This window comes from Dyadobacter sp. 32, from assembly GCF_902506755.1.
Lineage (GTDB): Bacteria > Bacteroidota > Bacteroidia > Cytophagales > Spirosomataceae > Dyadobacter.
The window spans coordinates 6125112-6147545 of sequence record NZ_LR735258.1 but is presented as its reverse complement, the minus strand read 5'-3'; the positions used below and the strand labels follow the sequence as shown (position 1 = coordinate 6147545).

18 protein-coding genes and 1 pseudogene are annotated in these 22434 nt (G+C 44.6%); 6 read left to right on the top strand and 13 right to left on the bottom strand.

Going from position 1 to position 22434, the window contains the following annotated elements:
- Positions 1 to 21 precede the first annotated feature (21 nt).
- Both DYADSP32_RS25170 and DYADSP32_RS25165 read left to right on the top strand, forming a co-directional pair.
- A complete protein-coding gene (locus DYADSP32_RS25170) occupies positions 22 to 978 on the top strand; it encodes a DUF4249 domain-containing protein (RefSeq protein WP_149240178.1) in 957 nt (318 codons plus the stop codon).
- Positions 979 to 1069: 91 nt separating this feature from the next.
- Complete coding sequence (locus DYADSP32_RS25165; RefSeq protein ID WP_149240179.1) at positions 1070 to 1495, top strand: hypothetical protein; 426 nt, start codon at positions 1070 to 1072, stop codon at positions 1493 to 1495.
- A gap of 557 nt (positions 1496 to 2052) precedes the next feature.
- Here the strand turns inward: DYADSP32_RS25165 and DYADSP32_RS25160 are convergent.
- The 8 genes and pseudogenes from DYADSP32_RS25160 to DYADSP32_RS25125 all read right to left on the bottom strand — a co-directional run.
- Positions 2053 to 3087: pseudogene (locus DYADSP32_RS25160) on the bottom strand (IS481 family transposase); the annotation flags it as partial.
- Between the two features lie 111 nt (positions 3088 to 3198).
- Complete coding sequence (locus DYADSP32_RS25155; protein ID WP_149240180.1) at positions 3199 to 4410, bottom strand: IS256 family transposase; 1212 nt, start codon at positions 4408 to 4410, stop codon at positions 3199 to 3201.
- A 39-nt stretch (positions 4411 to 4449) separates the two neighbouring features.
- Entirely contained in the window at positions 4450 to 4710 is a 261-nt protein-coding gene (locus tag DYADSP32_RS25150) for a type II toxin-antitoxin system mRNA interferase toxin, RelE/StbE family (RefSeq protein WP_149240181.1), read from the bottom strand.
- 2 nt (positions 4711 to 4712) lie between these two features.
- A complete protein-coding gene (locus tag DYADSP32_RS25145) occupies positions 4713 to 4904 on the bottom strand; it encodes a hypothetical protein (RefSeq protein ID WP_149240182.1) in 192 nt (63 codons plus the stop codon).
- Between the two features lie 50 nt (positions 4905 to 4954).
- Positions 4955 to 5152: a hypothetical protein gene (locus DYADSP32_RS25140; protein ID WP_149240183.1), complete on the bottom strand. Its 198-nt coding sequence runs from the start codon at positions 5150 to 5152 to the stop codon at positions 4955 to 4957.
- Positions 5153 to 5154: 2 nt separating this feature from the next.
- Positions 5155 to 5715 carry a recombinase family protein gene (locus DYADSP32_RS25135; RefSeq protein WP_149240184.1) on the bottom strand — a complete coding sequence of 187 codons (561 nt, stop codon included), beginning with the start codon at positions 5713 to 5715 and terminating at the stop codon, positions 5155 to 5157.
- Positions 5716 to 5906: 191 nt separating this feature from the next.
- Complete coding sequence (locus DYADSP32_RS25130) at positions 5907 to 6929, bottom strand: GntG family PLP-dependent aldolase (RefSeq protein ID WP_149240185.1); 1023 nt, start codon at positions 6927 to 6929, stop codon at positions 5907 to 5909.
- Positions 6930 to 7153: 224 nt separating this feature from the next.
- Positions 7154 to 9064 carry an alpha/beta hydrolase family protein gene (locus DYADSP32_RS25125; RefSeq protein WP_149240186.1) on the bottom strand — a complete coding sequence of 637 codons (1911 nt, stop codon included), beginning with the start codon at positions 9062 to 9064 and terminating at the stop codon, positions 7154 to 7156.
- A gap of 258 nt (positions 9065 to 9322) precedes the next feature.
- Here DYADSP32_RS25125 and DYADSP32_RS25120 point away from each other — a divergent pair, with 258 nt between their 5' ends.
- A complete protein-coding gene (locus DYADSP32_RS25120; protein ID WP_149240187.1) occupies positions 9323 to 9547 on the top strand; it encodes a hypothetical protein in 225 nt (74 codons plus the stop codon).
- A gap of 19 nt (positions 9548 to 9566) precedes the next feature.
- A complete protein-coding gene (locus DYADSP32_RS25115) occupies positions 9567 to 10145 on the top strand; it encodes a hypothetical protein (protein ID WP_149240188.1) in 579 nt (192 codons plus the stop codon).
- 55 nt (positions 10146 to 10200) lie between these two features.
- On the opposite strand, the gene DYADSP32_RS25110 is transcribed toward DYADSP32_RS25115, so the two are convergent.
- A complete protein-coding gene (locus tag DYADSP32_RS25110; RefSeq protein ID WP_149240189.1) occupies positions 10201 to 11349 on the bottom strand; it encodes an FAD-dependent oxidoreductase in 1149 nt (382 codons plus the stop codon).
- Between the two features lie 177 nt (positions 11350 to 11526).
- The gene (locus DYADSP32_RS25105) at positions 11527 to 13845 is read right to left on the bottom strand and encodes a GH92 family glycosyl hydrolase (RefSeq protein WP_149240190.1); all 2319 of its coding nucleotides are present in this window, start codon (positions 13843 to 13845) and stop codon (positions 11527 to 11529) included.
- A gap of 139 nt (positions 13846 to 13984) precedes the next feature.
- On the opposite strand from DYADSP32_RS25105, the gene DYADSP32_RS25100 reads away from it, so the two are divergent.
- Positions 13985 to 14827, top strand: coding sequence for an MBL fold metallo-hydrolase (locus tag DYADSP32_RS25100; RefSeq protein ID WP_149240191.1), 843 nt, complete (start codon positions 13985 to 13987; stop codon positions 14825 to 14827).
- Between the two features lie 71 nt (positions 14828 to 14898).
- Positions 14899 to 15660 carry a patatin-like phospholipase family protein gene (locus DYADSP32_RS25095; protein ID WP_149240192.1) on the top strand — a complete coding sequence of 254 codons (762 nt, stop codon included), beginning with the start codon at positions 14899 to 14901 and terminating at the stop codon, positions 15658 to 15660.
- A 67-nt stretch (positions 15661 to 15727) separates the two neighbouring features.
- Here DYADSP32_RS25095 and DYADSP32_RS25090 read toward each other — a convergent pair whose 3' ends face one another.
- The 3 genes from DYADSP32_RS25090 to DYADSP32_RS25080 form a co-directional block, all read right to left on the bottom strand.
- Entirely contained in the window at positions 15728 to 17035 is a 1308-nt protein-coding gene (locus DYADSP32_RS25090) for a vanadium-dependent haloperoxidase (protein ID WP_414618044.1), read from the bottom strand.
- Entirely contained in the window at positions 17032 to 20445 is a 3414-nt protein-coding gene (locus DYADSP32_RS25085) for a VCBS repeat-containing protein (RefSeq protein WP_149240193.1), read from the bottom strand. Before DYADSP32_RS25085 ends, DYADSP32_RS25090 begins: the two co-directional genes overlap by 4 nt.
- Before the next feature lie 99 nt (positions 20446 to 20544).
- Positions 20545 to 22425: a RagB/SusD family nutrient uptake outer membrane protein gene (locus tag DYADSP32_RS25080; RefSeq protein WP_149240194.1), complete on the bottom strand. Its 1881-nt coding sequence runs from the start codon at positions 22423 to 22425 to the stop codon at positions 20545 to 20547.
- Positions 22426 to 22434: the final 9 nt, after the last annotated feature.

Here is a 22434-nt window from a genome sequence, read left to right as displayed (position 1 = left end):
AAGTAATTGAGACAAAATACAATGAGAAATCACATAATAAATTACCTTCTGGCTTTAACCTGCGCCGCAGTTTTATCCGGCTGCGAGACGATGGTGGGCGATATGGATCAGAGCAAGTTACCTAAGACCCAATCCAAACTTGTGGTCGAATGTTATTTATCGCCGCAATCGGAGGAAATCGTTGTGAAGGTTACCGAATCGCAAAAGTTGTTCGGACCTGCATCCTATGAACCGACCTATATTAAAAACGCTACCGTAACACTGTCCGGCACCGCTGGTCAGATACAGATCCCCTACAACGATTCTTCGTTTAGCTATCGGATACCTGCCGGCGCATTCAAAATTGAGGCAGGCAAAAAGTACGATCTGTTGGTTAGCGATGTCTCACGGACTGTAAAGGCAACATGTACAGTTCCGAAAAACCAGGTGACTTTCAAAAGCTACACGGTTGATACCGTGTATGACAACACCACCCCCTGGGAACAAGACACAAGTGTTACCTTCAAAGCATCCTGGAACGATATCAAGGGAGAAAAAAACGCATATTCTTTGCGGGGATATTTTGAGATACTTGAGACAAACGGCTACTCCTACAATTCAGGCACGGGGCAGATTATTATTCGGCGCCCTGCAAATAAAAGAGTACACAACAATGAAAATTATCTGTTGACAGATACCAATCTAGACGGCATAACCTTCGATTCACCGGTGTACGACGTTTCAGTACGAACTCGCATGCTTGGCTATATTACCCAAAATGGTCAAAACCAGTATATCTGGTCCAACCCAAAGCTGATCAAAATCCAGTTTGAAGTACTGAACCTGGATGAAAATTATTACAAATTCAGCAAGTCGATAAAAGACGGTGCTAACAATGACAATCCATTTGTGGAGCCTGCCCTGGTTTACACAAATATTGAGGGCGGACTAGGCTGCTTCGGCGCGTATAATGCGGGGATATTGACGGTGAAGCCGTGATGGTGGATCGATGTGGAGATTGATGAAGTGTACGGCATTCCAACCATTTGATCTTAAAATGGTTCCAAGCTAAAACCGATAACCAGATCTTATGAAAGCCATTACATTTCTGACATGTTGTTGCCTGATGCTCGCCTGTACCAAAGAGGAGCCAAGACGTGAATGGATAACATTTGATTTCGACACGTTCACACTTGAGGCACCTTCAAAATGGAAACAATTCAGTCGTCAGGGCTATGACTCCCGGGTCGGCGGCATTACCGATGGCAAGGATACGCTGCATTACGATTATGGCATGTATTCCAACCGCTTTACAACCATCACTTCCAATACGCATTTCATAAAAGAAGAGAATCGGGATGGCTACTCAACAAAAATGGTGAAGCCAAGAAAACCCGGCAAAGGGGTGATCGGGATCTATTACAACCTGGGAAATTCGCTCAGACTAACCCTTTTCAGCAACAACAATAATGAAAAAGTACTTGTGCATATCATGGAGTCGGTAAAGATTAAGTAGGTTAGCTTGAAGAGCTCGGCCAGGCTGTCATTTTACTAAGACTCCTGCACAGAGCGTTCTTGGAATGTAAGTTCTAACGGGAAAATAAAGGAGTTTGGGTAACATCAAATCCTTCGTTTTTTGAGACAATAGATCAAAGTGACAGGCTGTCACTTTGATCATGTATTGTTTTTTTAAGACTATTTAAACAGGTCGGAATGAGTACCCGTCCTGACCAATTCGGGAGTGTAATTTAAACTCTGTCTGATCATCTAAGTTGATTCAAATTTAATTTTTCTTTTCGATTTCAAATGCTTTTTTGCTTGTTATTGGGTTTGTCAAGGGCGGCGGAGGCACGAGGCCGTTCATTTACCCTTGATAAATTTGTAATAACTAACACTAGATCTGACAGTTGAGTTTTTTTAGGGATTGCTCAAAAAATGATTTTGGGAAGAAGGGGCTGGAAAACTAACAGCCCCTTTATCATTTTCGTCGGTCAGAGTATTCCTGGCGAGTTGCTCTCCAGCAGAGCTCGTTTCCGCTTTCTCTGACATTATAAAGTTATTACTTTTATCAAAAAGCTCATTCACATTTTTACTTTTTGCGATTGCCTTACTTTCTGAAAAGGTCTGCATTGGTGTTTTCCCATAACAATATCTACCGCTATGTGCTCTTTCTGAATTGTAATACTCCATCCATTTATCCATATCAAGTTGCAGAGATTCTAAGCTATTGTAGATTTTTTTTCGGAATGCAATAGCATAAAATTCTTCCTGCATGGTGCGATGAAAACGCTCGCAAATCCCATTCGTTTGTGGGCTCTTAGCCTTTGTTCGAGTGTGATCAATATCCTCGATATTTAAATAAAGCTGGTATTCATGCTGTTCCTTCGCACCGCAATACTCTGTGCCTCGATCCGTCAGTATACGTAGTAAATCAACTTGTTGGTCCTGATAAAATGGCAAAACTTTATCGTTGAGCATATCAGCAGCAACCAATGCATTTTTGCGATCATAAACCTGCGTAAAAGCTACGCGGCTGTATGTGTCAATAAATGTTTGCTGATAAATCTTACCAACACCTTTTATATATCCGACATAATAAGTATCCTGAGCGCCCAGATAACCTGGATGATGAGTTTCTATTTCACCTCTGCTTTGCTCTTCTTCCTTTTTACGTTCCAGTGCTGCGACTTGTATATCGGTCAGAATTATTCCCTCCTGGGCGACCTTTGCATCAAGTGCTTTTAAACGCTTTTGAAACGTTTCCAGATCATGGCGAACCCAGACACAGCGAATGGTTGAAGGTGCAACTGAAATTCCTCTTTTCCTTAATTCATTAGATGCACGTTGTTGCCCGAACGCTGGCGATTCAATGGCGTAGGCTACTACCACATCCTCAATCTGCTTTTCGATCCTGTTCTTTAACAGCGGTTTACTTCTGCTTATTTCTTTCAACGCCAATTCTCCACCTTCATCATACAGTTTTTGAAAGCGATAAAAGGAATCTCTCGAATAGCCCATTACTTTACAGGCATCGGATACATTTCCCAACTTTTCGGCTAATTTTAACAAGCCAAGTTTGGGTTGAATTAACTTTTGCGTTGTCGTCATAACTTAACTGATTTTATGGTTAGTAAATTTACTAACTGTCAGATTAAGTCTCAACTATTACAGATAAATTCAATAACTGGCTATTTTTGCGTTTTATATTGGAAGGCAAAATTAAAGGTCCATTCGCATTCTATCGCCAAATTTGATATGCAATTGTTGGGCAGTAAGTGCCCAGTTTTGCAAGGGCGATGTCCATTTCCTACTGATATTTTCGACTGCTAAATATATCAATTTCAGCAATGCCATGTCATTGGGAAAAGCGCCTTTTGTCTTAGTGATCTTGCGAACCTGCCGATGAAAGCCTTCGACTGCATTCGTCGTGTAAATAAGTCTCCTAATCTGCTCGTCATAAGCGAAATAGGTCGACAATTTGTGCCAATTATTCTGCCAGGATTTTATCACGACAGGATACTTCGCCCCCCATTTATCGTTGAGCCTATCCAGCTCTACTTCGGCTTTATCTTTCGTAGGCGCTTGGTAGACTATTTTCAAGTCTTGCATGAAAACTTTTTGATCCTTGGAGGCTACATATTTAAGCGAATTTCGGATCTGGTGAATGATACAACTCTGAATCTCGGAATCAGGGAATGATGCCAAAATAGCCTCCGAAAAGCCTGTTAAATTATCGGTACAAGCTATCAAAATATCTTTCACTCCCCTGGATTTAAGGTCAGTAAGCACTGAAAGCCAGAAGTTAGCACCCTCGCTTTCAGAGATATACATACCAATCAAGTCTTTATAGCCATGTCGATTTACACCAAGCACATTGTAAACAGCCCGTGTTACTACCCGACCTCCATCGCGGACCTTATAATGCATAGCATCTAACCAAACGATTGTATAAAGACTTTCCAATGGCCTACTTTGCCATTCCTTGACTTGCGGAATTACTCTTTCTGTGATTTCAGAAAGAGTTGCATGAGATATTTCAACGTCATACATCTGCTGGATATGGTCAGATATATCCCGGAAACTCATTCCTTTACTGTATAATCCAATAATTTGAGGAGCCAGGTTGTCAGCCAGGACGGTTTCGCGTTTCTTGACGATTTGAGGCGAAAAACTGCTTTTTCGGTCCTCTGGGGTAGTCAAAATAATTTCGCCAGACATTGTTTTTAGGCGTTTGCTACCTTTACCATTGCGCTTGTTACCCGATTCTCGCTCCTGCACATTGAGATGAGCATTCATTTCTGACTCAAGAGCGCTTTCCAAAAATTGTTGAAGTAGCGGAGCGAAGACCCCGTCTTTTCCAGTTAACGATTGTCCTTTCATCAACTGTTCGAGCGCCTTATCGCGCATCTGTTCGAATTCTGTCTTTTCCATGTTCTGTCTTAAAGTTAAAACTTTTAGACAGAGTTCATTTTACAGTCTCACCAATTCCAATAGCATAAGTCTTTCATTTTCGTCCCAAATAAGCAATACATCTGGCCGAACATGACATTCCCAATAACCACTATACTCACCACTTAATTTATGGGCATTATGCTTTCTATCCAGCCCTTTGTGCCCTTTATCTGCCAATATTCTAAGCACATTAGCCAATTCCTCAAAATCTTGCAAACTACGTTTTTTCAACAATTTAGCATCTTTTAGAAATTTCCTTGAGTATAGTATTTCAAACATGGCTATACTAATTTCATTAACTCATCAACACTTCCTACCCTGATTCCTTTCCCACTTTTAAGCTCTTCCATAGCCTTAATAGTTTCGGCATTAGGAACTCTGTCTTCGGAAATTATTTTTCCATGAATCTTACTTAAAAATTCCTTAAAAAAGGACGTTTCTTCTTCTGGCAATTCAATTGTTAGCGTTATCATCTTAAAATAGCGTTTAAATTTTCTCTTAAATCACTTAGTTAGTGTATCACTTAGACTTCATCTAAAAATTCATCCAATCTTTGCAATCTGACCTTTCCACCCTTATGCAACAGAACCTCTTTTGCTGCATCTTCCAAATCATCCCGTAAGTTAATTACGTCAGAACTCATTGCTTTCTCTGCTTTTTCTCGCAATCGTGCTGGCTCCGCCGGAGCATTTTTTTGAAAGCGATCCAGAATCTCTCCCATTATTATGATTTTAAAATTTTATACAGTGTGCTTTTAGAGCCAATATTATAGGCATTCATTATCTGTTCGATTGTAGCAGTCTTGGTGTCGTATGAAGCCTTAACCAGGTGCTTGATATTTTCGTACTTACTTACTAATCCCTTCTTTCGTCCTCCTACCTTTCCCCTGGCCCGCGCAGCGGTCAGCCCTGCTTTCGTACGTTCACGTAGAACGTTTCGCTCATGCTCAGCCAACACGCAGAAAATTTGCACAATCATTGTTCCTGTGGCGGTGCTTGTATCAATAGGTTCAGTCAGCGAACGCAAATTGATTCCTTGCCTACTCAGCTCCTCTATAAATTGAATAAGCTGCACAGTAGTCCGGCCTAACCTGTCAAGTCGCCAGACCACAACTGTATCACCAGGCCGGGCGTATCTCAATAATTCATTCAGGTTTGGTTTTTCTGACTTAACCCCTGATACCTTATCCGTAAAAATTTTCTTTATGCCTGCCTTGTTAAATGCATCCATTTGCAAATCTAAATTTTGCTCTTGGGTGCTCACCCTTGCATAACCAATTTCCATATTTAAATGTACACGTTTCTTAACTTTTATAAATATACTGTAATTTGTTTTCGTGTACAATATGTTTGAACTGCCACACATACAAAAAATGGGAGAATTTCTAACAACCTCCCCTTACCAGCTAAACCACCGTTTTTTGTACCGGACAAAACAACTGTACAGGCTTTCTAAGGTCGCTCCAGTGGTAGACCTCAAAGCAACACAGCCACTCTCCTCCGCATCTCCTCCAGATGATCATCCGTAAAATCCAGATGTGTTACAAACCGGACAAGGCCTTTGCCAAAGGTCACTGCGCGGATGCTGGACGCAGCCAATTTTTGAACATACGCCTTTTCGGAAATGGAGCCGGCCAGCCTGATGATCACGATGTTGGTGTCAACAGGAAAAACCGCTTCCACTTCTGCTCTGCCGGCAAAAAGTTCCCCGATTGCTTTGGCTCTCTGGTGATCCTCTTTCAAACGTTCAACATGATGATCCAGCGCATAGCTACCTGCCGCGGCAAGAAACCCCGCCTGTCGCCAGCCTCCACCCATCACTTTACGAAACCGTCGTGCTTCGGCTATGATTTCCTTCGATCCCAACAGAAGAGAACCCACCGGACAGCCCAGTCCTTTAGACAAACAGATGCTGATGCTGTCAAAAATCTGTCCAAATTGTTTCGGTGATTCGCCTGTTTCCACCAGTGCGTTGAACAGCCTGGCGCCGTCCAGGTGCAGCGGAATGCGTTTTTGAGTACATACCTCTTTTATTTTAACCAGTTCATCAAAAGCATAATAGCAGCCTCCACCCTTGTTCATGGTGTTTTCCAACGAAACCAGCCTGGTTATGGTAGAATGAATATCATCCGTAGGACTGATGGCCTCTGCAATCTGGGAGGCAGACAATCGACCCCGATCTCCTTCCAGTAGCTTGACGGACGAAAATGCGTTGAGCATTATCCCTCCCCCTTCGTACAAATAGATGTGTGAGCTTTTGTCACAAATCACATCGCTTCCCGGCCGTGTATGCACGCGGATAGCGAGCTGGTTGGTCATTGTTCCCGAGGCGCAAAAAAGTGCAGCCTGCATACCAAAAAGCGATGCCGCTTTTTCCTGCAAGGCATTTACAGTGGGGTCGTCACCAAATACATCGTCCCCCACTTCTGCTGCCCACATGGCTTCCTGCATTTCACGGGTAGGTTTTGTAATTGTATCGCTACGAAGATCTATGATCATATCTATTTTTTCGATTTCTATCCTGTTATTAACTATAAAATCAGATTTCCAAGCTAGGGTGGATTGTTTCCTTAAACGTATACGGAAGATTGGTTCGTAGCAATAACGTTTACCTGACGTGACAATTCGGGTAACATCGCCTCCATAGCTTCACAAAGAAAAACGTTATTTATTCAACGATTGATTTGTGAATAAATAACGTCATTCCGCAAGTTTCAATAAGCTTACAGCGTTTCTGAGAGCCAGCCAAAAAACTCCCGCTGCCATACCAGCGCATTCTGCGCACTGAGCACCCAGTGGTTTTCATCGGGCAAATACAGCAATTTACTCTTGATCCCTTTCAGCTGAACAGCCTGGAACGCCTGCAAGCCCTGCTCAATGGGAACCCGGTAATCTTTCCCACCCTGAATGATGAATATCGGCGTTTTCCACTTGTCGACAAAATTGCTCGGCGACTGACTGAACGAGCGCTGCGCTACGGCATTGGACTTGTCCCAATAATTGCCACCCAACTCCCAGTTTTCAAAGAACATTTCGTCGGTGGTGCCGTACATACTGCGAAAATCGAACACACCGTCGTGCGAAACAAAGGATTTGAAACGTCCGTTGTGCTGCGCTTCCAGCGCAAACACGGAAAATCCGCCAAAACTAGCACCCACACAACCCAGACGGGCTTTGTCCACATAGGCATTTTTGGATTCTGCGTCAATTGCGCTCAGGTAGTCCCTGATCACCTGTCCACCCCAATCCTTACTCACCTGCTCATTCCACTTGGTGCCATGTCCTGGCATGCCTCGTCTGTTAGGTGCTACCACGATGTATCCCTGTGAAGCCATCAGTTGAAAATTCCAGCGGTATGAGTAAAATTGCGTTAACGCCGCCTGCGGCCCACCCTGGCAATAGAGCAGTGTAGGATATTTTTTTGCAGGATCGAAATCCGGCGGATAAATAACCCATACCAGCATTTTCTCTCCATCGGTTGTGGCCACCCATTTCCGTTCTGTTTTACACTTAGGCATTCCACTGTAAATAGGGTCATTTACATGCGTGAGCTGCTTCATTTCCCCCGACTCAATGTCTACCGTATAGAGTTCGCTTGCCCGGTTCATATCGCTCCTTGAAACGACCAGGGTATTCCCCACCTGCCCGTGAACACCGTTGATATCAAAGTCTCCTTTGGTGATCTGCGTAATGACCGGCATCATTCTGGTAAGACCGGGATAATTCACTTTAAAAAGCTGGATGGTTCCGTTTATCGGCGCCCAGAAAAAGATGGTTCTGTTGTCATCTCCCCATTTGAATCCATCTACATGAATATCGTCACGCTGGCCCGTCAGATTCATAGCTCCACCGGCATGCATGACCACTATATCCTGCTTATCCGATTCGTAGCCGTCCCGTTTCATTTGCAACCAGGCAAGTTCACCTTTCGCATTGTAGGCCGGAGCAATGTCATAGCCCTTGTTGCTTTCGGTAAGGTTTTTGGTTGTTCCTTTTTCTACGTCATATTCAAACAAATCGGTGTTGGTACTCAACGCATAGTCCGTTCCGAATTTCTTCTTGGTTACATACACTACCCTTTTGCTATCCGGATTCCAGATAAAATCTTCATCGCCGCCAAACGGTTTCTGTGGACAATCGAATTTTTCCCCGGCCATGATATCTTTGGCATCTCCGGCCTTTCCATTGGCGTAGGGAGCCACAAATACGTGATCAAATTTCCCGTCCTCCCAGGTATCCCAGTGGCGGTAGTTGAGTGAAGTAAAAACGTATGCATTTGATTTGGGCAGATCTGCATATTTGTCTATCCCGGTAATTTTCAGCTCCTGAACGGGGTTTGAGGTAAGAATAAACTTGCCATCAGGAGAGATTTTCGAATTCCCAAGCAATTCTTCAGTTGCTTTGATCTCCACAGCTTCGCCCCCCGTGACGGGGATCCTATAAGTTCTGCTCGTACTTTTATTGTCGGAAACATCCGGTGTACTCACAACGTAAACGACAAATTTCTTATCCCCGGACACACCCAGCCCCGACACCCGACCGAGCTTCCAAAGCAATTCCGGGGTAAGACTTTGTTGTGCGTTAGAGGCAAACGACCATAATAAAAGCCCTGCCCAATACCCTATTTTTTTCATGTTTTTATGGATGTTATGTTTAATCCGGATTACGAAGCTGAAACCCAAATTCATTATAACCGTTAAAATATGGTTTCTGAAGGAGTAATCAAAAATATTAGTTTATCAATAAGGCCGATCGCTGCAAAAGGGTAAGACGCCTCAATCAAACAAAAAAAGGCCTTTGAACATAGTTAAACAAGCTGAATTTGAGACAGATCTGTGATTAAAGGTAAACTTCTTAATTTGTCAAAAATTCTCAAACACACTGTAATCAAAATGGCAAAACAGAGTAAACAGTACGATCGAATATTCAAAGAAAATATAGAGGCGGCTATTCCTGGCCTGATGGAAATCCTTTTGGGAATCCATGCGATCCACTCCGAGGAACTTCCTGATTCTTTACAACATACAAAAGAACGTGAGCCGGACGTGCTCAAAAAAAATAACTACGGTAAACAACGAATCTTTTATCCTACAAATCGAATTTCAGGTAGTAGATGAACCCGAAATGATTTTCCGTATGGCCGATTATTACCTCATGCTTTACCGAAAATATAAGCTTCCTGTGGTACAACATGTTCTCTACCTGGGGGAGAAAACACCTGCAATGCCCCTTAGACTTCAAACGGACAGAATTACGTTTAGTTTCCCATTAATTACATTTTCAGAAATTGACTACCGGATTTTTCTAGCTTCTTCAAAATCCGAAGAGGTTTTGTTTGCATTACTTGGTAATTTCGGAAATGACTCGCCTGAGATAGCTATACAACGTATCATTGATCGGTTTGAAGAAACTACGACAGGAAATTTTGCGTTAAAAAGAAGATGGGTGCAGTTTCGAATACTATCCCAACTTCGTAACTTGGTAGTTAAAACAGGAAAACTTATGCAAAGCATCAGCACATTTTTCAAAGAAGAAAACGATCTTCTATATAAAAAAGGAATTGAAAAAGGTATGAGCAAACAGGAACTTAAAGATAAAAAGGTCTTCTCAACTTCCCTGATCCTCAAAACAGCCTTTGACGATGCCAAAATTGCAGGATTGGTAGGAGTAGATGTCTCGTTCGTACAAAAACTCAGAGAACAAGTTGAAAGATAACTTAATTCTCAATTGTCGCCCGCGGCCCCGGTTAATTCTTAACTCTTAATTACCCCTACCCCTTCATCTCCGTCATCACTTTATTGAGAATGGTAAACACCTTTTCAGTCTGCTCACGGCTGGGTGTGGTATCCCAGTTGCCCACGATGCCATTGCTACCCAGATAAATCCCATCTTTTCGCGAAATGAAATTAGCGCCTCTGGTGTATAGCTTGTAATTGACGTCGCTCTGGGGAATCAGACAGGACAGCTGTCCGGAAACTGGTGTAAGTTCTTTATCGTCAAAAACAGGCTTTGCTCCCAAACCCATGCAGTTTACCACCACCCTTTCGGATAACGCATCAATATCATCCATTTTCTTGATCTCCTGAATTTTTACCTTTCCTCCAAACATCAGAAAATCATTGAGATGGTGGCGTAAATAGGAAGGAATATTAAACATCATATTGGCGCGCCTGGTGACATGATTGGCATTGAAAGGATGCTCCTTCTTGTCCAGTCTCACACGCTCGGGCAGCAAGCCTTCCAGCTCAAAATCTTCTCCGCCTGCTCCGGGAATATATTGGGGCGCATCGTCGAAAACGCCATATTCTTCAGCCCAGGCGGCAATCTCTCCCATCCCAAGCAAATTCTGGAAACGCCTGAATGAAAAGCGGGTTGCCTCTTCCCAGATCGCTTTAAACTCAGGTTTAGCCACTTTGACATCACATACCCTCGAAGCTGGCGACCACGTTCCCGTAGCCAGGTTGCTGGTAATATTGGGAGGAACATCTTTGGTATAAATGGTCACTTCACAGCCACTCTCCTGCAAAAGCCGTGCAGTAGCGATCCCCACCGTACCGCAACCGAGCATGGCAATCTTTTTTTCTTTGGTAGCAAGCACCATGTTGCGCGCCATGTTACCAGTGCCCCACGAAAGCGACCACCCGCTTCCCCCATGTCCGTAATTATGCACGATGGTTTTGTTACCCATTTGCTCACTTTCAATACGCGGGCCCGATGCCCGAAAAGGGCGAAGACCCACTGTCTCCTTCACGATCCGATCCATTGAAAGCCTCAGTTTAGGGATCTGGTGATAGCCCTTGCTGATATGAAAATGTTTATCTGAGTACAAAGGCTGACCTTTCGGAGCACATGAACTGGCAATGGCTCCAATAGCAAAACTGGCAGGAACTGCCTTCTCGAAAAAATTTCTACGGTTCATCTGAATGGGACGGGATGGGATTTGATACAAACGAAAATTAAGGAAGAAGCACCTCGATTACAAACTTTATACGGCGAAAAATGAAAATATCAGAATATAATTTCCAAAAATCCCAATTAATGCAATTATACATCATCATTATACTAAATCGCAAAATTACATCAACGCCAGATGGCATTATCTGGTCAGGGAAGGCGGTGTATCCGTAGGAGCAGCTCCCCACTGTGCATGAGGCTTGTCGCCCATTTGTAAAACCAGCTTGCCCCCATTTGTCAATTCCTCGTGCGACAACCAGGTTCTTGCAAAAGGTTTACCATTTAAAGTGGCGGACTGAATGTAAGGAGCCGACAAGGATACATTCTTCGCAATGACTTCAAACTTTTTGCCATGCAAATCCAGTACTACTTTTTCGAATACCGGCGTTCCGATCACATAATTGGGCGTTCCCGGGGCCACCGGATAAAAACCCATCATACTGAATGCCAGCCACGCCGACATCTGTCCTCCATCCTCATTTCCACTGAGCCCGCCAACGCCGGCGTCATACTCTTCACTAATAATTTTCCTGACCCACTTCTGGGTCTTCCAGGGCTGTCCTGCGTAAGCATACAGATAGGCAATCTGGTGATTGGGTTCATTTCCATGCCAGTAGTGTCCCTGTTCAAACAAAGTATCCAGCTTTGCGATAAATGCCTTATTTCCACCCATCAGGTTTTTCAAACCATTGATATCATGCGGGACAAACCAGGTATATTGTGCCGGAGAACCTTCGGTAATGAAATCGACCCTTTTTGCAAAGGGGTTAAATTGAGCAACCCAATCGCCATTCGCAAAACGCCCCCGCCCATATCCCGTAGCCGGATCTATCACATTCCGGTAATTCAAAGCTCGTTTTCTTAGATTTTCAGCATCTTCTTTGTGCCCCAGCCCGTCCGCCAATACCGACAGACAAAAGTCGTCGTAAGCATATTCCAGGGTTCGCGAAACCTGCTCACGCTTGTGAAAAGCCTGCCATACACTGTCTTCCAACGGAACATATCCATACTTCAGATAAGACGCCAGCGCCCGTCGTCCCTTGCCGGCTTCGTAGCTTTTTACATCTTTATTGATTTCAAATGCATTCTTGCGAAGAAAACTGTAACCCGACGTTACATCAAAATTCTTGACCCCTTTGGCATAAGCATCCGCCATCACCGACATCACATGATCTCCGACCATGGCTGCAGTATAGTGATTCCATATCGGAAATATGGGCATCCAGCCGCCCTGTTCTGCTTTTTTTACAAGCGACTGCATCATGTCGCCAGCTTGTTTTGGCTCAAGCAGGGTTTGCAGTGGCATGGCGGCCCTGAACGTATCCCACATGCTGAAATCGCAATAGTAATCAAAACCGTCTGTTTTTTGTAATGGTGTTCCGCCAGCAAAAGACGGATAGCTTCCATCCACGTCAGAAAACAGTCTGGGCGAGAGTTTTGTCCGATAGAGGGCGCTATAAAACAGCACCTTATCCTTGGCACCCCCCTGGACTTTAACTTTATTCAATTCATCATTCCAAACCCTTTTGGTAGCCTTTTGAATACCCTCAAAGGACTGCCCGCTCAGTTCTGCTTCCAGGTTACGGCGCGCTCCTTCAATGCTTGTGAAAGATGTCCCGACCCGGACCGTGATCACCTGCCTGGCATCACCAAATCCAAGATATGCGCCAATTTTCTCGCGTTTACCACTACCTGCCATAGATCGGCCGGCCGGCTTAAGCGTGTCACCATGCCAAACACCATACTGTATGGGCTTTTTATCAAATTTTAAAACAAAATAACCGCTAAACCCAGCAGGCTGCCCACTACCCTGATATATGCGATGAACCGGGTTGAAGCCCACGATTTCACCCTTATCCGGAAATATCTCTACAAAACCCTGCCCCTCGTCACTATTGGGTTCTACCACAACGAATGATTCATTGTCACTTTGAAAGGTAAACCGCATCATCGCAGAGCGGGAGGAAGACGTTATTTCTGCCAGCACTTTTTCGTCATCCAGCTGTACTGCATAATAATCTGGCGTGCTTTTTTCCTGCTTATGGAAAAAAGTGGAGCCCCGCATTTCCGGGTTTACCAGGAGCTCCCCGGTCATGGGCATGACCGTGAAAGTGCCGTAATCCTGTACGCAGGAGCCATTTAGCCAATGTGTCCCCCTGAACCCCTGGAATTTGGTATCGTTGTAATAATAGGGAGCAATACATTTGGTTTCTGTTGATCGGGTTTGTGGGGTCCACTGAGTCATTCCATGCGGCCTCCCTACTGCGGGAATGGTTTGTCCCTTCAATTCACTTCCGGCTTCACTATGCGCCCGGGCACTTTCCGTGGTGGAAGGTGCCGTTCCTATTCTGGTTTCAACATAATCAATGGGTGTTTTTTGAGCAAATGCACAGGTAAAAACGGATAAAGTAAAGCATATCAGCGACTGAAAAAGCACTTTTACAAATAATGTTTGGGGCATACAAGTAGGCAGATTTTACCTGATAAAATACGTAGATTGAGAAAATTGTGATACGTTTAACTACATTTATCAAAAGACGAATTTAGTCAACACTTACCTTACACGTTAGTTAAGCTCAATTTAAATCACGCTTCCCATTATGAAAATAAACATCATCGATACAGGCTTTTTCAAATTGGATGGCGGGGCCATGTTTGGTGTCGTGCCCAAATCGTTGTGGAACCGCCATAATCCGGCAGACGAGAAGAATCTTTGCAGCTGGGCCATGCGTTGTTTGCTCATCGAAGATGGAAATAAACTGATATTGATTGATACCGGCCTGGGCAATAAACAGAATGATAAATTCTTCGGCTTTTATGATCTGCATGGAGACGCAACACTAAAGTCGTCGATCAGAGGCAAAGGATATGATCTGAGCGATGTGACCGACGTTATCCTTACACATCTGCACTTTGACCACGTGGGCGGTGCAATCGAACGCAGACCGGATGGTGCAACGCTCGGAACCACTTTCCCCAACGCCACTTACTGGTCCAATGAAAGTCACTGGGAATGGGCCGTCAATCCAAATCCACGAGAAAAAGCCTCCTTTCTAAAAGAGAATATTTTACCATTAAAAGAATCGGGACAGTTAAAATTCATTGATAAATCAGTCTCCCCTTTTTCAAACATTGATTTTATTCATGTAGACGGGCACACGGAGCAAATGATGTTGCCATTGATTCGTTATCAGGGCCATAAGATCATTTATGTTGCCGACCTTTTGCCCTCGTCCTTTCACATTCCCCTACCCTGGATCATGAGTTATGATGTGAGACCTTTGCTGACCATGCAGGAAAAAGGAATCGTTCTTCAAAGAGCCGTTGACGAAAAATGTATATTGTTATTTGAACATGACCCGTTGTATGAGGCGGCAGTTGTGGAGCAAACGGAAAAGGGGATCAAAATCCGGGAGCGGGGTAATTTGACTAATTTCCTTTGAATGTAAGGGAATAACACCGAGAACCACGGAAACTCCGCACAAAAAACGCTTAGATTCTTTAGTAATAAACCATGAAAACAGGACTTGTACTTTCTGGCGGTGGGGCGCGTGGGATTTCCCATATTGGCGCCATCAAAGCGCTTGTAGAACAGGGCGTAAAATTTGATATCATCAGCGGTACAAGTGCAGGTGCATTCATTGGCGCTTTGCTTGCTTATGGGTATACCCCGGATGAAATCCTTGAAATCTTTCTAAAAACAAAATTCTCACGGTCAATCCGGTACGGTTTCAGCCCGAGCGGCTTGCTAAGCATTGAACATGCCGATAAAATCCTGCTAAAATATATTCCTGAAAACACGTTCGAATCTCTGAAAACGCCATTGGTGGTCACAACCACCGATATTCAGGCAGGCGAGGAAGTATGTTTCAGCCGTGGGGAACTGGCAAAGCCCGTACTGGCATCCTGCTGTTTACCGGGATTGTTCAAACCGGTTCGTTTTCAGGAGCGCGACCTGATCGACGGGGCCATTTTCAATAATTTACCTGTGGCAGCCATTGAAAAGGAGGTTGATTATTTGATCGGAATCCATTGCAATCCCATTGCCCTGCAAAAATCATCCTCCTATATCCACAACATTGCGTACCGGAGTTTCCGACTTGCCATGCGGGGTAAAGCCAGAGCCAGCCTGGATCGATGTGATCTGCTCATCGAAGCACCCGAGCTGTACCGTTTCAATCCGTTCGACTTTCGCAAAACACAGCAGCTGTTTGATATTGGTTATGCCTATACAAAGGAATTGATCAGCAGCCATGATCTCAAAATCGACGCGTGACCAGAATCTAGAAAGCAAAGCAAATTCGAGATGAAATTTTAATCAGGCGCTTATACGCATCAATACATTACTTCAGCTTGCCAACCACCAATTGCCCCACCTTCGCTCCCTGATCTACCCCCACCTCAATGGCATCCATGAAATGTATACCTCCATAAAATCTGGAGATCGCTGCTTCCTGTGCGGCTTGCTCAAAAGATTTGAAATCGCGGGCTTCCAGTCCGAAGCGCTCCTCAACGGTATCGGTGTAAGCAAAATTATCTCCAAAGTAATGGGTCAATATCACCGACACCGCCGATGAAACAACCGAATGTCCGCTCAGATATTCAGGAAACGGAGGCGTCTGCAGGAATGGCTTCCAGGTTGGGTCTATATATCTGCGGATTGCCGTTTCGGGCCTGATGCGGTTGCTACGATACTTTTCATCCCAGCAAGCCATAAAGGCATCCATCATTCCTAACGCCACAGAGGTAGTGATTTTCATCGTTTTCGCAAAATTCATTTTGCCCTTCCTGCATGCAATGTCTGTAATTCCCATCCAATGTGAACCGGGGGATATTTTCTTCATGCCCACGAGCAGATGTCCTTTATTGTCAAGTGCAAATGGATTGCAATCCCAGAAAGCCGCGATCACCATCTTTTCCTTATCCAATCTGACCTCATGATTCGACTTCATAAACTTGAAAAATTGTGAATTTTTGTCCTCCGAAAACGCCACAGGAGGAGCCGGCTTGAACTGTGAAGCCGAATCCAGAAAAAAAGGTCTTACGGTATTAAAATAGGGCTCAACCGGCGGAAAATATCCGGGAGGCGTAGGGTACCAGCTTCCTGATGCTTCTTTGGGTTCATAACGCGGAAAATTACTGACCAGGTTGTATTTATCCGCTTTGGCATACTTTAAAATCTGCTTGCTGACTGCCAACGCATACTGGCCGGATCCCTCTATAACGTCTTCATCAAAACCTGCTGCCCTACAAGAGTCTAGTAACCGATCCTGATATTTTTGCAACAATACCTGCCCGGATGGCTGCATTTTTTTGGCTGTTTCCAACATGGCCAGTGCAGCACTTAATTGATACGAATAAGCGTCTACACCATCCGGCTTTACAATTTCCGGAAATTCATTCAAAACCCCATGCATGCTTTGGGTAGCAGTGTCGTTTAATGCCACCACCTCGTAACCCGCCAGGCAGGCATACGAAAAAAAGCGAGCACCCAATGGAGGATTGGTAACGTCGTGCACCATCACATCCGTCATTTGGGCAGTGATCTCTCCGATCGTTTCAGGATTTATCTGAAGGTTTTTATCATCCCTCTTTTTGCAACCGACAAAAAAACCGATCAGCGCAGAAAACAGTAAAAGTTTGTGTCTCATTTTATGGTCATTTGATAGGCCTGTAGAGGTTGCTGGTTGACACCAAAAAGAAGTTTGTTACCGACAGAGAGCACGCTACGAACATCTCCATTTAATGTAAAGCCCGACTGCGACTGTGGCACGTAATCAAATTTCCCTTTTCCATTCCCTTTGAGTAATACACCATAATTGGCGTCATATTTACCAAATCGCAATCGGGCCTTGCTCACATTGCCACATAACAAAAGGTCCTTCTTCCCATCCCGATCAAAGTCGAGGGACGTAATCGTGTAGACGGGGGCAACCTGAACTTCCACAGGCAACTGCTTTTCTATGAACTTTCCATCAGGGCCACTTTCAAAATACACCGTTCTGAAACAGTTTGCACTTAAAGTGGTAGCACCTTTCAGTTCGTCGGGCGTGAAAATTTCTTTAACCGAAGCATCCGCATAACTTTTATAGTCCGGAAAACGGGTACGCATGATACTCATCTGATCAAGCAGTTCGTCGCGGGTTACGTAGGGATAGCTTTTACCCTGTATGTAAAAACTCATGATAGGATCAACATTTCCATTGTCGTCAAAATCCTTGTAAATCATTTCGCATGGCTCCTCATCACTGGCTTTGCACTGTGTGTTAAGGCCCATGTTTCCGATTACAAGATCTGGTTTACCGTCACCATTGAAATCATCCACCAGTAATTTATTCCACCAACCTGTGTAAGATTTCGTAAAATAGTCTTTCGATTTATTGACCAGCTTCCCGTTTGTATGGATAAAAACCGTTAACGGCACCCACTCTCCAACCACGACCAAATCGGGTTTTTGATCCCCGTTTAAATCCGTCCAGGCCGCATCGGTTACCATTCCGATTTTCTGGACTTCCGCCGCAACTGATTTTGTTTGATCGGTAAATTTACCGACCCCATCATTGATCAAAATGTAACTCTGTGGTGGTTCAGGGTATCGTCCTGGAATCACACGCCCGCCAACAAAAAGATCCAGGGAGCCATCGCCATTGATATCTGCAACCCGCACACAGCTTGAGCTGGTCAGCATCTTAGGCAAAGCTTCTATTCTTTTACTAAAATTCCCTTTACCATCGTTGATATACAATCGGCTTTGCAAAAGCGGATCATCCGGCATAAAGGCCCCGTACCCTCCACTGACTACGAGAAGGTCCTTGAAACCATCCCCATTTGCATCGAAGAATACCGCGTCGGCATCTTCGCTATTCTTATCAGCTTCAAAAACCTTAATTGGGCTGGATGTAAAGCTTCCGCCCTTTTGTTGCATGTACAGTTTCCCCGCCTCGCCCGACGCGCCACCCAGATAGACGTCCTCGAGACCATCGCTATTGACATCTGCCTTCGTCATACAAGGGCCCGAGAATGAAACAGGATTTATCAACAATGGCTGGCGTTTAAAGTCATTGGTTCTGACAGCCGGGCTCCTGAACGTAATGGGTGAAGAGACCGCGGCAAAGAACGTGGAGGGATCATCCGTTAACGGCTTGGCAAACGTTGCGTTTTTTTCACTTAAAACGAGCAACTTGTTCATGCCAGGATTCACTAACCTTTCTACTTTACCGCTTGTCCAATCAATTTTTAAAGAATCAACTGAGCGCTCTTTTCCAAGGCCAAAATGCAAAATCGGCGATACACTGGACTGGTAACCGCGGGTAGGCATCTGTTCAAGATACTGCGCCTGCCCTTTATGGTAAATCGTAACCCTGGCTCCCAAGCCCTGCGTATTCTTGCCTCCGCCTTCTAGTTTAAGTTTCAGATAATTATTTTTCAGGTGCTTTTCACTATTATTCTGATAGATAAATGCCGGACTATTTATATTATTTACAACCAGGTCCAGATCTCCATCATTATCCAAATCGGTGTAAGCGGCCCCTCCGCTGTTGGAGATTTGACCTAAACCCCAGTGCTCGGCCACATTGGCAAAAGTCAAATCCCTTTTATTAAGAAAAAGATAATTTTTCATATTCGAAGATGGCATTTTGTATACCAATTCTAAAACATCCTCCCTTTTCACCTGTCCTTCTATACGTTTCAGATGGTCGCCCATGTATTTGACAAAATCCATATTGGTAAAATCACGGAGATTGCCGTTTGTAATATAAAGGTCCTTCCAGCCATCATTGTCATAATCGGCGAATAATGTAGCCCAGCTCCAGTCGGTATTTGAAACTCCGGAGAGCTGCCCGATTTCAGAAAACATCGGTATCTTGCTCTTTGGGCCATTCTCCTTACTCCTTGCCCCTTGCCCCACGCCGAAACCTTGATTCAACTGCAGCATGTTTCTCATATATTGATGACGAAATCCCATCTTCACATTAAAATCGAACAATTCGTAATTGTCCAAACCGGTCAATAGTTTTTGTCGGCGATTATCCTCTGGCAGCATATCCAAAGTAAAAATATCCGGCAACCCGTCGTTGTTGAAATCCGCAATATCATTGCCCATGGAAGAATGGGATGTGTGTCCTATACCGGCATCGGTGACGTCTGTAAAGGTTCCGTTTTTGTTGTTTAGGTATAAAAAATCGGGAACCGTATAATCATTGGAGACGTACATGTCGGGCCAGCCATCCAGATTAACATCGGCTATCCCAATTCCCAAACCATAGGTGAGCGGCGAGCTACTGATTCCTGCTTTTACGGTTACGTCAGAAAAATGTGGAGTACCATCGGCTTTAAGGTCATGGCGATACAGTCTCACGCCCGAAAGAAGGTCATTCTTTTTGAGTATATCAGCAGTACTTGATTCGTCCAGTATGGGCAGTGCTTTGGGATTGTGATTGAGCAGGAACATATCCAGATCACCGTCCCGATCAAAGTCAAAAAATGCGGCCTGCGTACTGGTACTTGGATCGGCCAAGCCGTACATTTCCGCTTCGTCTTCAAAGATGGGCGTTCCCTTTTCATTATTCCCTTTGTTGATAAAAAGCTGATTTTTAAGGTTTTCAGGTGACACGTTTCCCGAATAACACACATAAATATCCAGCTTGCCATCCCCATTCACATCCACCATAGTCACTCCCGTTTTCCATGGCCTTTCACGTCCACCCACCCCCGCTGTTGCGGTGATATCCTCAAACTTCATCCCGCTCCGATTGAGATAAAGTTTATTGGCCACCATGTTTGCGGTGAAATAAATATCATCCAATCCATCACCATTCACGTCACCTACGGCAACTCCGCCACCATTATAAAAATATTCGTACATCAGTACATTGGTGTTCAGGCCCTCTGTCAAGGTATTCGTAAAATCTACATTCGTTTTCTCGGGAGACAGAAGGGTGAAAAGTGAAGGCCCGTTGGCCTTGGAATCCTTTTGACTTTCGGATGTCTTCTGGCAGCTGGAAATGCAAAACATAACCAGTATCATCAGTACAGAAGGTCGTAAAGGTTGTTGTTTCATATGGGTTAACACAAACATAATGAACAGATTAATACAAAGAAACTATGCCTGAAAATGCAGGCATAGTTTCTTATAACTGTAATTAAATAAACGCACCAACTACTTATCGTAACCGGGATTCTGAACAAGTAATGAGTTCCTGTTGATTTCGTCGCGGCTAAAGGGGCGGTAGTACATTTTGTCTACCCAGGTACGGTTCTCATGTGACTTTTCCTCTACAGACGTATAGGTGTAGTCATATACCGTGGTATCATAATGATACGGCTCCTTCATACTCTTTCCGGGTTTGAACTTGGCAAGAACATTGATATAAGTAAGTGGTCTCCCCAGCGTTGCCGGAGCAATCATCCAGCGACGGGCGTCATGATAACGTTGCTCTTCGTAAGCCATTTCAATTCGCCGTTCACGACGATATGCCTCTTTCAGTTCGGCGCCGGTAGCTTTTACAGCTGGCATCCCGGCCCGGAAGCGTATCTTGTTCAGCCAGGCAAGTGCCTCTGCTTCTTTACCCAGTTCGATACTCGCTTCAATATAATTAAAAACGATTTCTGTATACCGAAGAAAAGGCCATGGGATGTTCTGGCGATCTGTGTTGTCGTACAATACTGGATTGGGGTCTATAAACTTTCGCATGTAATACCCTGTACGACTACCGTTCCAGTCTTCAATACTGCTGCTACGGGTGTCCAATCCCTTACGATTAATCAATGCGCCTTTATCATCCAAAAGATCATAGGCGCCGGTTTGTATCTGATTAGCCGGGTCTTTGGCATCTGATGGACGAGGCTTCCACGGGGCACCATCATACATCACCGTCGCATACAAACGAGGATCCCGGGCTACGTAAGGAGCTGCTTTATGAACCGGATTCGTCCATTTAAACGGAGTACCATCCATCATTTCATAATCGTCCACAAGCAAGCCTATGGGCGTGTTACCTGCCCAGTTGTGGTAACCGTTCGGTCCATTGTTAAGGCCTGTCTGCCGAGCTCCTTCACCCAAACTGGGTATAAAAAATTTCCCAAAGATCATCTCACTGGCGGCAGCTGCATCCAGTGTTTTATCCGCACTGGCCCCCGACATGGCCACAGAGACGTGATTTATCGTACCCTCTGCTGGCGTCACCGGCGCTGTCAGATTTAGTTTATACCCCCCATTGCCAGCGTCCATCGCAGCTTTTGCTGCATTCTGTGCCGCAGTCCATCTGGCAACCCTGTCACCGGATACATATCCTAAGAATTCCGGTTTTGGGAACGCGCTAAGCACCGTTGATTTGGCCTTGGCTGTGGGCATATCATGCAAGTCACTTGCCGCATACAGCAGCACCCTTGATTTCAGCGACAAGGCTGCAATTTTGGATGCACGACCTTTCTCCATCGATTTTCCGTCCAACAGCAAAGCAGCACTATCCAGATCGCTCACAATAGACTTCACACATTCGTCATAGGTATTGCGCGCCACAGAATAATCCTCGTTCAACACATACACCTTTTTAATCAGCGGAACGGAACCATAATACCTCAAAAGTTGCTGGTAGTAGTAGGCTCTCAAAAAGTAGGCTTCTCCTTTAAGGCGTGCTTTTAGTACATCATTCGTAAAGGTAGCAACACCCAGGTTTTGAATAGCCATGTTGGATGCACGGATCCAGGTATACATGTTACCCCATCCGTAGGTAGCGTCCACCCATCCAAGGTTGGAAGGACTTAAACTCCCCTCATTCACGGTATTGATGTTACGGCCGGTATGGGTAAATACGGCTTCATCTGTGAGTGATGCCAGCATTTGTTCGCTAAATCCGCCTTGTTGCAGGCCTGCATAAATCCCCGTAACGAAACCTTCCGCCAATGCACCATCCTTCCATACTTCTGTCGACGGAATCTCTGTCGGGGGTGTTACATCCAGGAAATCGGTGTTACATGATACCAGTCCAATGGTCCCAAGCACAGCGGTAAGAGCAATTTTTTTATATTTAAATTTCATAAATCTCAG